Source organism: Streptomyces sp. NTD91 (genome assembly GCF_059510455.1).
Genome location: NZ_JCAJZW010000027.1, coordinates 99,346 through 108,644, shown reverse-complemented (window position 1 = coordinate 108,644; position 9,299 = coordinate 99,346). Strand labels below are relative to the sequence as shown.

The window sequence follows — 9,299 nt, the reverse complement described above, 5'->3', positions numbered from 1 at the left end:
TGCGGCCACTGCTCGCCCTCGCCGCCGGCGGGACGGTACAGCCGGGCTGACCCAACGTTCTTCAGACGCGGGAGCAGGTTGAAGCCGAGCATACGCGCGAACGCGAACCCGACGATGGAAGCGCCGTAGGTGTCGGTGTACTGCCGGTCGACCTCCATGTCGGTGCAGTGCCGTAGCACGCCCTCGATCATCGAGGCGACCTCGGAGGCCGAACAGTGCTTGAGCTGGAAGTAGATGTACATCGACTTGCGCTCCACATACCAGTAGATCATCATGCCGGGGCCCCGGTAGCGCTGGTGCCACTCAGTCATGAAGTTGCTGGACCAGGCGCCCAACTTGCGGCTGTCGGAAGCACACGCGGTGCCCGCAACCCACCAGCCCTCGTCCCTGGCGGCGAAGGTGTGGTTGACGAGCTTGATCAGCGCGGACCTCATATTGCAGTGTCTCGGGTCCCGTTCGAGTCCGTGCTCCGGTCCGGCAGTTCGCGTCGTATTGCGGCCAGCGGCATTTCACGGGCTGGTACTGGGCGGCGACGACGGAGGGGCGTTGACGAGTAGGGCTGACGTGGTTCGGAACGAGCGGTTCGTAGATCGCTTCCCGAGACGCGAGTGATCGTTTCCCGTCCGGCAGGGCGCTGGCTCTCGGCGGCCTCGGATCTTGACAGCGTCGGGTGGCGGACTGAGATCGTTGCCAGATGTTCACCACACCTGCCCGGCCGGTCGACATCCTCACTGTCCTGCCTGAGCTCGCGGTCTATGCGAAGAATGCGACCCGTCTGCACCCGCGGCGTGGGGTACCGGAGTCGGCTGCGAGTTCCGTGGCCGGGCCGATGCTGTGGCCTGCGGGTGAGTCTTGGCCGACCTGCCAACTGCCCCATATGGTGCAGATTGAGCGGGAGGCCACCGCTGAGGAACTGGAGATGTTCCGGCACTCCGACGAGGTCCGCGAACAGCGGTTCGCACAGATGATCTCCCAGTTCCCCGATCAGGTTGCCGACCCGGACTCGCGCCTGGGGAAAATGCTGGCCAAACGGCAGGAGTTCCTGGACGAGGTCGGGGCCCGGCCCCCTCGTGAGACAACCGTGAAGACGTGGGCGCCGGCCACTCCTAACGAGCCGGTCGTCATGGTTCCCGTTGTTCAGCTGCACGCTGCCGACATACCCGAGGTCCGCTTCCCAGTCGGAACGGACTTGGTTCAGATCTTGTGGTGCCCGTATTGGCATCCTGATGTTCCAGGGATGCACGAGCATTACAGCGGGCCGGCTCCGAAGGTCATCTGGCGGGCCGCCGGGTCGCTCACGGACACCGTCTTCCCGGCACAGGGTGCTCTGGCGGACGGCGGCTACGTCTTGGAGCCGTGCGTTCTGCATCCCGAGCGCATTACCGAGTACCCCGACATCGAGGACCTCCCCGAGTCGTTGCAGTCTCGTATTTACGCCTGGCAGGAAAGCCTCGGCAAGGGGCCCGGCTACGACTATCGCAACGATCTTTCCGTGGCACCTGGGCTCAAGACCGGTGGATGGCCGTACTGGCCGCACTGCCCTCGGCCGGTCCAGTGCAGTTGCGGCTCGGAGATGAGCCTGCTCCTGACGATGCCCCACGGAGAACGCGGCGCACAGAGCTGGACCCCGCTGGAGGACCGCTTCCGAGCCGCCAAGCGCGGCTACGATGCGGAGTTCCACGATCCGACGGGCTTCAGCGGTGCCCGCGACGAACTGCTCATCTTCGTCTGCAGGCAGGCCCCTCTCCACGATGTGTGGGTCTCCATCGAGTAAGCGCCTTCGCCCAGCAACTACGGTCGGTCAGTCCCACCAGAAGTCCCAGCAGTGGTTGTGGACGAGTCGTTCGGCGTATGCGGCCAGCGTCCGCCCAGTCCTCGCAAGCACGAGCGCCGCGTTACGTGAGGGATCTCAGTCGTCATCGGAGATCGGGAACATCTCGGCATAGGGGTCCGGCTCGCCGGTCAAGGGGTCCAGTCCGGCGACGAGTCGGCGGCGCTGCTCGCGCCAGCTGACAAAGGCTCCAGGACGTCCCCAAAGTGACGCGTCACCGAGTGGGCATTCGTCGAACTCCGCTGATGGCGACGAGGAGCAGCGCCTGTTGCGGATCATCGGCAGAGGCACGGGGTCGGTGGTGGTTCTCCGGCACATGGAACCGCAACTCGGGCACTGCACGTCCTCGGGTGTGTAGGCGCGCACTGACCTCGCGCGCCGATTCGTATTCGAGGGGAACCGAAACTTCATGAAGCGCAATCTGACCGCTGTGGCCCTTGCAGCGATCGTCGTCGCCGGCACTGCCGCTGCCGCCGTCCCGGCCTCGGCCGCCCCCGCCAAGGCCGCCCCGCCCCGCTGCCACACTGTCGACCTGAAGGCCGGCTTCGCGACGGGGGATGACGCGAAGCCGGAGATGGGGCAGACCAAGAAGCAGACGCAGGCGTACGTCTGGTTCACCAACCGGAGCAAGCACACCTGCACCCTGGCCGGCTTCGCCGGTGTCGACATGATCGGCGCCCAGAAGACCGACGGCACCTGGTCGCTGGCGCGCTCCTCCAAGAAGCCCGAAAAGATCACCCTGGGGCAGGGGGACACAGTGGACTTCAGCATCACCCTGCTCCCGGTGGCCAGGTCCACGCCGCGAAAGGAGAAGTTCGTTCCGGCGAAGTTCCTGGTCACCCCGCCGAACGAGACGACGCGCTTCACCCTGAAGTGGCCGTTCGGCGGCCAGATCCTCAAGCAGGACGGCGCCACCCACCCGGCTACCTACATCAACCCGGTCGGCCTGTAACCAACTGGGCGGTCTGGAGCCTCTCTTCAAGGCCGCTGGTGGCCACCGCTCGACTACCGGAACGAGTTGAAGCCTCCGGGTGATGCGGTGGCCACCTCCGACACGTGGCACGCGTGGCATTCTCGCCGGGCCCGGAGGTCGCCGGGGCCTACGGTGGGACCGAAAGCCCCGCCCGCTTCTACGCCATCCCCTGCGGGCAGATGGGGCGGCAGCGTGGTGAGAAAGGCCCCTCCAGGTCTGTCCTTGCCCGGAGGGGGCCGCGTTCAGAAGCCGCCGTTGAGGTCGTACCAGTTCTGGTTGAGCAGTTGGTACTTGGCGAAGGTGCCCTTGCCGTTGCCTGCGTAGAGCCGCAACTGGTCCGCCGTCGACGAGGCGTTGGGGTTGTCGTAACCGTCCTGCGTGGCGGCGACCAGGTCGTTGTGACCGTCGCCGTTGACGTCGCCGACACTGAGGAAGGCCGACATCTGGCCCCAGCCGCTGCCGATGAGCTTCCGGGCGCCGAAGGAGCCCCGTCCGTTGCCCGGGTACAGCCACAGGTTGCCCGAGGTGTCGCGGGCGAGGAGGTCGCCGCGGCCGTCACCGTTGAGATCGCCCGGTGCGGTCAGGGCGTTCATGGACTTCCATCCGCCGCCCAGCGACTTACGGACACGGAAGGCGCCGTGGCCGGTACCTGCGTAGAGTCGGGTTCGTCATAACGTCGGCGAATCCAGCGCTGACGGCGCGGCCTGGCCGCACCGACCGACGAGCTCGCGATCGCCTACCAGGCAGCACTCCACCTCGCAGGCATCCTCATCTGGGCGCGAAGGCGAGCAATGACACAGGACTCAGCTCCGCCAGTCTACGTCTCCGCCGCTGTCGACCTTGGGGGCGGTCACCGGGCCGTACCAGGAGGATCGGCCGTGATGCTTCATGGCTTCCGCCCCTTCGCGGAGCCATGAGCCCAAGCTGGGCCACCCCAGAAAGTACGCCTGGTCATCATGAACGACGTCACCGAGGTGGTTCTGCCACATCCCTTCCCCGGCATCGAAGAAGTGGTCGTCTCCGTCACTTCCGGGGATGGGGACCCACTTCGTTCCCCACCAGGGGGTTTCCGCCTGGTCCGGGTGGTCCGCTTCCCATATCTCCATCCGCATCTCACGGACCGCGATGATCTCCGAAGGATGCAGCGACGATTTGTTGAAGCCTGGCGGAAGTTGTCGGTGCTCTCGCCCGAAGACTTCAGCACCTGCGGTGGTTGAGCAACCCGATGAGAGTGGCAAGGTCGGCGGCGCCTTCCGGGTCATCCGCGTAGCGGGTGGTCTGAAGAGGGCCGACCTCGGAAAGGACGATGTCCTCCCGAGCCAGGACGTGGACCAAGGTCAACAGGGCGGCTCGGGCGTTGCCGTCGGTGAAGGGGTGGAAGAACGCCACGTCGAGGTATGCGCGGGCCGCGCGGGCCGCCAGCGGGATGTCCGGGTCGGTCGTCTCGCGCAGGCACGAAGCGAAGTCGGCCCGGGTACGCGGGGTCAAGCCGTAGCGCTCGCGGCCGGCCTTCGCATAGGCGTCGTTCGCGCGGAACGGTGCCTCTTTTTGGCCGAGGACCCTGCGCTGCCAGCGGGTCAGCAGGGTGAAGTTCAGCGGCGCGCGGCGCGCGGCATCGGCTCGGGCCAAGGCGTGGGCAGCGAGCAGACGCTCGGCGCGAACGGGGTCGCGCCGACGCACCGGCCCTTCGCACCAAGCCCGGAACCCGTCGCTCACAGGACGAACCCGCCGTAAAACTGGTGCGTGTTGCCAGTCGGCCTCACGGCGCACGCGCAGCCAAACCGACAGGCTGTCAGTAGCGGTCATGGAGCTCCTCCAGAGCCGCCCTCTTACGGTGGTCGTGGTAGGGGGCGTGGCCGGTGAGGCCAACGGCGAGGTCCTCGCCGACGGATTCGATCAGTGTCCTTTCAGGGGTGACCCAGCTCTTGAACCGGCCGCCGACTGCGCGCTCCACTGCTCGCGCGGCTTCGGATCGGTCCATGCCAGTGGTGGTGAGGAACCAGCCCAGAACCATCGAGGCCTGCCCGTACCAACCACCCTCCGCTCCTGAGTCCAGCGCATGCGTCACGAGCCGGACGCAGGCCCGCTCCAGGTACCAGCTGCGCTCCTCGGGTGCGGCGTCCGACGGCGGCGCCAGTTCGACGAAGCGCTGAGCCGTCCGCTCCAACCACTCCCGCCACTCCAGCAGCGCGGCTACGACGCGTGCTGCGGTTTCGTCGGGGGTCGTCACCGAGCTTGCCCCGCTGACCCAGCTGCCGATGGGCCCGCCGTCGCGGTAGCACCAGCTCCATCCCCAGGCCCAGCTGCCGTATCGCTCCCGGATGATCGCGTCCACCTGCCTTTCACACCAGCGTTCGCCCTGCCACCAGCCGGCCATTCCGGAGAGTACCGGCGGCACCCACTCGCGGATCAGCGAGCGGAGGTGGGCTTCCTCGTCCTCGCTCCAGGCGAACGGGTGGCGGGCCGGGTCGAGGTCGTCCCAGTTCCGAATGCCGTCGTAGGTGATGGGGGGCACACGGTTCTCGGGGAAGGGCAAGGTGCCACGGTCGTACGTCAGCGCTGGTCACTCTTCCTGTCCGATGTGATCGACACACCATTCTGGGCTCGAAGACCTTGCGCCGCGAGCGGTTTCCCCGACTCACGCATGACCGCACTCGGAGTCCGCCAGTTGCGTGCCGTCGACACGCTCACCGTGCTGCAGTCGATGCGTGCCGCCCGGACGGGGGGCGGCCGGGCCGGGCCTCCGACCGCGAGAACCGCTGTTCGTCAGCCATGACATCGCGCCAAAGAGGTCAGTGGACACTCCCTCCTGCCGCGGGCTCGGGCCGCGCCGAAAAGGGCCTTCCCGACCGCTGCCCGTGTAGCCGCGGCCTCTCGGGGCCCACTGGATCGCGCACGCGGGGCTCCCAGGCAGTTCGAGCATCGGGTGTGCAAGTGCACGACCGAGTCCAGAAGCACATACTTTGATTGACGGGTACGGCGTCGATGGGGCAGGTGAGCGACCCCGCTCGTGGGAGGTATCCGCGCAGATGCACTGGCCCGGCCGTGCCTGGTGGTCGCCGGCCCTGAGAGGGTGGGCTGCACGCGATCCGGAATTCACTGCGACGCGCCGGGCCGCGCGTACCGCACTTGTCATGCCGGCCCTCTTTGCCATGTGCATGAAAGTTTTCCATGCGCCGGTCATGGCCGCATTTGCCGCCTTCGGATCGTTCTCCATGCTGTTGCTGGCCGATTTCACCGGTCCCATGCCGCAGCGGCTTCGAGCGCAGGTCGGACTCGCGGTGGCGTGGGCCGTGCTGATCAGCCTCGGCACGCTCGTCGCCGGGATCACGTGGCTCGCGGTGATGGTCACCGTGGTGGTCGGCTTCCTTGTCCTGTTCTCGGGCGTCGTCAGCTCGGTGCTCGCGGGCACGACGACCGCGCTGCTACTCGGCCTCGTTCTTCCGGTGACCTCTCCCGGGCCCCTGTCAGCGCTGCCGGGCCGACTCGCCGGCGCGGGCCTTGCGGCGCTGGCCGCCATGCTCGCCATCTCTCTCCTGTGGCCCCGACCGGCCGGTGATCCGCTCAGTGCACCCGCCGCGCAGGTATGCCGCACCGCCGCGGCGGTACTGCGTGCCGATGCATCCCGGCCGGCGGGCGATCCGCAGGTGCCGACCACCGGAAGGTACGGTGTCACCGCCGAGGAGGCTGCAAGCGCTGCGGCCGCGCTGCGCGCCGTGTTCGACGCGACTCCCTACCGCCCCACCGGGCTGTCCTGCAGCTCCCGTGCAATCGTCCGCCTGGTCGACGAGCTCACCTGGCTCAGCGCCATCATGGCTGACAGAGGACATTCACCCGACGCCGGTCACACCCGCGATCCGGATGCCCACGCGCCGCTCGGGGCCGCGGCCGCGGTCCTCGAGGAGGCAGCCGCTCTGCTCGAGGACCCGCGCGGCGCGCCTCATGCGCTCCAGGTCGCTGTGAAGGACCTTCGCGCGGCTGTGGAGGGCGTGGAACGCGGAGCCGCACCCCGGTTGCCTGTGCACCAGGACCTGAGCAGTGAGTCGGAAATCCGCGCCTTCATCGAGGCACTGGACGTGTCGTTCCGTGCCCAGGAGCTGGGGTTCGCGGTGCTCCAGATCGCGGACAACGTGGGGCTGGCCGCGGCTGCCGAGCAGCGCGGCTGGTGGGAGCGGCTGATCGGTCACGATCCCGGGGCCCTGAATGGTCCCCTGGCTTCCGCTCGCGAGCGGGCCGCCGCCCACCTGCAGCCGCATTCGGTCTGGCTGCACAACAGTCTGCGTGGCTCGCTCGGTCTCGGCATCGCCGTTGTCCTGGTGAACCTCACGAGCCTCCAGCACTCGTTCTGGGTCCTGGTGGGCACCCTGTCGGTCCTGCGCTCGAACGCGCTCAGCACCGGGCAGAACGCGGTGCGTGCCCTTGCCGGGACCCTCGTGGGCTCGCTCATCGGGGCAGGGCTGCTGCGGCTCCTCGGCGACCACGGCCCCGGCCTCTGGTTCGTGCTGCCCGCGGCCGTCCTCATCGCCGGAATCGCACCCGCCGCCATCTCGTTCGCGGCCGGACAGGCGGCCTTCACCGTCACACTCGTCGTTCTGTTCAACATCGGCCAGAACCCGGACTGGCACATCGTGCTGGTGCGGCTTCAAGACATCGCCATCGGCTGTGCGGTCAGCCTGCTGGTGGGGCTGTTCTTCTGGCCACGAGGCGCCACTGCCGCCGTCGACCGGGCCCTGGCCGCCGCGTACACGGACAGCGCCCGCTACCTGGCCGCTGCGGTGGAGTACGCCGTCGGTCGGTGCGGTGACCGCCCGGCAGAGGTCGGCACTCCCCTGCGCTACAGCCGCCAAGCGGCTGCCGCGGCCCGACGGCTGGACGACGCCTTCCGCGGCTACCTGGCAGAGCGCGGTCCCAAGCCTGTCCCGATGGCAGACATGGCCACCCTTGTCACGGGCATAGTGGCTCTGCGTCTGGCGGCGGACGCCGTGCTCGGGCTCTGGCGGCGCGCCCGTCCACCGTCGGCGCAGACCGACTGGGCCGAAGCCCGTCTTGCCCTCCTCGGAATGTCGGGCCGGGTAACCGGCTGGTTCAGGGATCTGTCCGCAAGCCTGGGCCGACGGAACTCAACCCCGCACCCCCTGATGCGCAACCGCGAGGCTGAAGCCGCCATAGCCGCATCCGTCCGGCGCGACCTGCGCGACGAACGCGGGCGCGCCAACGACACTGCCGTCCGCATCATCTGGACCGTCGACCACCTGCATGCGGTCTGCCGCCTGCAGCCCAGTCTGGCCGCCGCAGCGAGGGTACGCGGGCAGGCTCACCGCACCTGGTTCACTGCCTCCCCCGGGCGACCGGTCACGGACGCATGAGCACTCCTGTGGCGAGCCCGCTTCCGCGCCTTCTGCGACCGTCGCCCGGCGTCGACCTGCTCTGTCAGTGCCTCCTGACAGGATGCGCGGATGACCTCAACCGGCCATCCTCTCACCGACCATGACGACCAGCCGCGTGCCGGCCTTCTGGAGCTGGTCGGCGCCATCGAACCCTGGGACGAGCTGGAGCGCACCCACCTGACGACCGCCACGCTGTGGATCGTCGGCCAAGCCCCGGTCTACCGGGTGCGCAAGCCGGATGTCCCCGCGATGCATTTGGTGAGCTACTTCGTCGTCCTCGACGACGCGAGCGGTCAGCTGCTGCTCGTTGCGCACCGCAAGGCCGGCCTGTGGCTGCCGGCCGGCGGACACGTCGAGCCGGGGGAAGACCCGTGGGCCGCCGTGGTGCGGGAATGCGTGAGGAGCTGGGCATCCGGGCCACCGCATCACCGATCACCGGTGAGCTCCCCCTTTTCCTCACCGTCACCGAGACTCGGGGGCAGGGCGCACACACCGACGTCTCGCTCTGGTACCTCCTCGACGCCGAAGCCGACACCATCACCTCCCACGACCAGGACGAGTTCAGCGCGATCCGGTGGCTGACCGACGAGCAGGTGCTCGAGGAGCTGCTCGACCCCCACATGCATCGCTTCACCCGCAAGCTGCAGGATGCGCGGGGGGGCAGGAACGCATTGCGGGTAGCCTCCCTCGGCCCTCCGCGGAGACTCCCGTGCGCTGCCACCCTGGCTTCTGCCGTGGAGCGGGGTGGTCTCGTCCCACGTGCCGGCCTGCTCGACGCAGCCGGCGAGGGACTTCGATCCGTCGACCCGGCCGCCGTGGCGTGCGGTCTCGACGACGTCCTTGCCGGCCTGTTAGGCGGCGGTGGCGAAGCCGCGGCGCGGAGTGTGTCCGCTCCGGCGGGGCGGGAGGGAGGGCTGCAGCTCGGTGGGGGCCTGTCAGGTGGGCGCGCGGGTGGCGGCGCGGTTGATGGCGTCGCCGATGCCGTCGCCGGTGATCCGGCCGGTGGGGTCGCCGATCGGCCGGCCGTTGCGGTGCACGGGGTGGGCGATGCGGCCGTACCGGTCGATGCACGCGGCTGTGAAGGATGTTCCCGGCGATGACGCGGATG

Annotated in this window: 8 protein-coding genes and 1 pseudogene; 4 read left to right on the top strand and 5 right to left on the bottom strand. The window is 68.5% G+C overall.

The features are described from left to right. Positions 1-434 (bottom strand): Tn3 family transposase (locus AC5WRT_RS25495; protein WP_496095539.1); only part of this gene is annotated, 434 nt, incomplete at its 3' end. 260 nt (positions 435-694) lie between these two features. Between AC5WRT_RS25495 and AC5WRT_RS25490 the strand changes: the two genes are divergently transcribed. Further along, entirely contained in the window at positions 695-1,774 is a 1,080-nt protein-coding gene (locus AC5WRT_RS25490) for a hypothetical protein (protein ID WP_496095540.1), read from the top strand. 466 nt (positions 1,775-2,240) lie between these two features. Then, complete coding sequence (locus tag AC5WRT_RS25485; RefSeq protein WP_496095541.1) at positions 2,241-2,783, top strand: DUF4232 domain-containing protein; 543 nt, start codon at positions 2,241-2,243, stop codon at positions 2,781-2,783. 263 nt (positions 2,784-3,046) lie between these two features. Here AC5WRT_RS25485 and AC5WRT_RS25480 read toward each other — a convergent pair whose 3' ends face one another. The 3 genes from AC5WRT_RS25480 to AC5WRT_RS25470 form a co-directional block, all read right to left on the bottom strand. Continuing rightward, the gene (locus AC5WRT_RS25480) at positions 3,047-3,397 is read right to left on the bottom strand and encodes an FG-GAP repeat domain-containing protein (RefSeq protein WP_496095542.1); all 351 of its coding nucleotides are present in this window, start codon (positions 3,395-3,397) and stop codon (positions 3,047-3,049) included. Positions 3,398-4,001: 604 nt separating this feature from the next. After that, positions 4,002-4,610 carry a Fic family protein gene (locus tag AC5WRT_RS25475; RefSeq protein ID WP_496095543.1) on the bottom strand — a complete coding sequence of 203 codons (609 nt, stop codon included), beginning with the start codon at positions 4,608-4,610 and terminating at the stop codon, positions 4,002-4,004. Beyond that, positions 4,597-5,340 (bottom strand): hypothetical protein, encoded by a 744-nt coding sequence (locus AC5WRT_RS25470; protein WP_496095544.1) that lies wholly within the window; start codon positions 5,338-5,340, stop codon positions 4,597-4,599. Before AC5WRT_RS25470 ends, AC5WRT_RS25475 begins: the two co-directional genes overlap by 14 nt. A gap of 598 nt (positions 5,341-5,938) precedes the next feature. Here AC5WRT_RS25470 and AC5WRT_RS25465 point away from each other — a divergent pair. Beyond that, positions 5,939-8,170, top strand: coding sequence for an FUSC family protein (locus AC5WRT_RS25465; RefSeq protein ID WP_496100634.1), 2,232 nt, complete (start codon positions 5,939-5,941; stop codon positions 8,168-8,170). A 96-nt stretch (positions 8,171-8,266) separates the two neighbouring features. Here AC5WRT_RS25465 and AC5WRT_RS25460 read toward each other — a convergent pair whose 3' ends face one another. Continuing rightward, positions 8,267-8,506: a hypothetical protein gene (locus AC5WRT_RS25460; protein ID WP_496100637.1), complete on the bottom strand. Its 240-nt coding sequence runs from the start codon at positions 8,504-8,506 to the stop codon at positions 8,267-8,269. On the opposite strand from AC5WRT_RS25460, the pseudogene AC5WRT_RS25455 reads away from it, so the two are divergent. Then, positions 8,441-9,291, top strand: a pseudogene (locus tag AC5WRT_RS25455) (NUDIX hydrolase). The gene AC5WRT_RS25460 and the pseudogene AC5WRT_RS25455 overlap by 66 nt on opposite strands. The last annotated feature ends 8 nt before the right edge of the window (positions 9,292-9,299 follow it).

Excerpts from the sequence above, each read along its gene's own strand:
- AC5WRT_RS25485 (WP_496095541.1), top strand. The coding sequence starts at position 2,241 with ATGAAGCGCAATCTGACCGCTGTGGCCCTTGCAGCGATCGTCGTCGCC.
- AC5WRT_RS25475 (WP_496095543.1), bottom strand. The coding sequence starts at position 4,610 with ATGACCGCTACTGACAGCCTGTCGGTTTGGCTGCGCGTGCGCCGTGAG.
- AC5WRT_RS25480 (WP_496095542.1), bottom strand. The coding sequence starts at position 3,397 with ATGAACGCCCTGACCGCACCGGGCGATCTCAACGGTGACGGCCGCGGC.
- AC5WRT_RS25490 (WP_496095540.1), top strand. The coding sequence starts at position 695 with ATGTTCACCACACCTGCCCGGCCGGTCGACATCCTCACTGTCCTGCCT.
- AC5WRT_RS25465 (WP_496100634.1), top strand. The coding sequence starts at position 5,939 with ATGCCGGCCCTCTTTGCCATGTGCATGAAAGTTTTCCATGCGCCGGTC.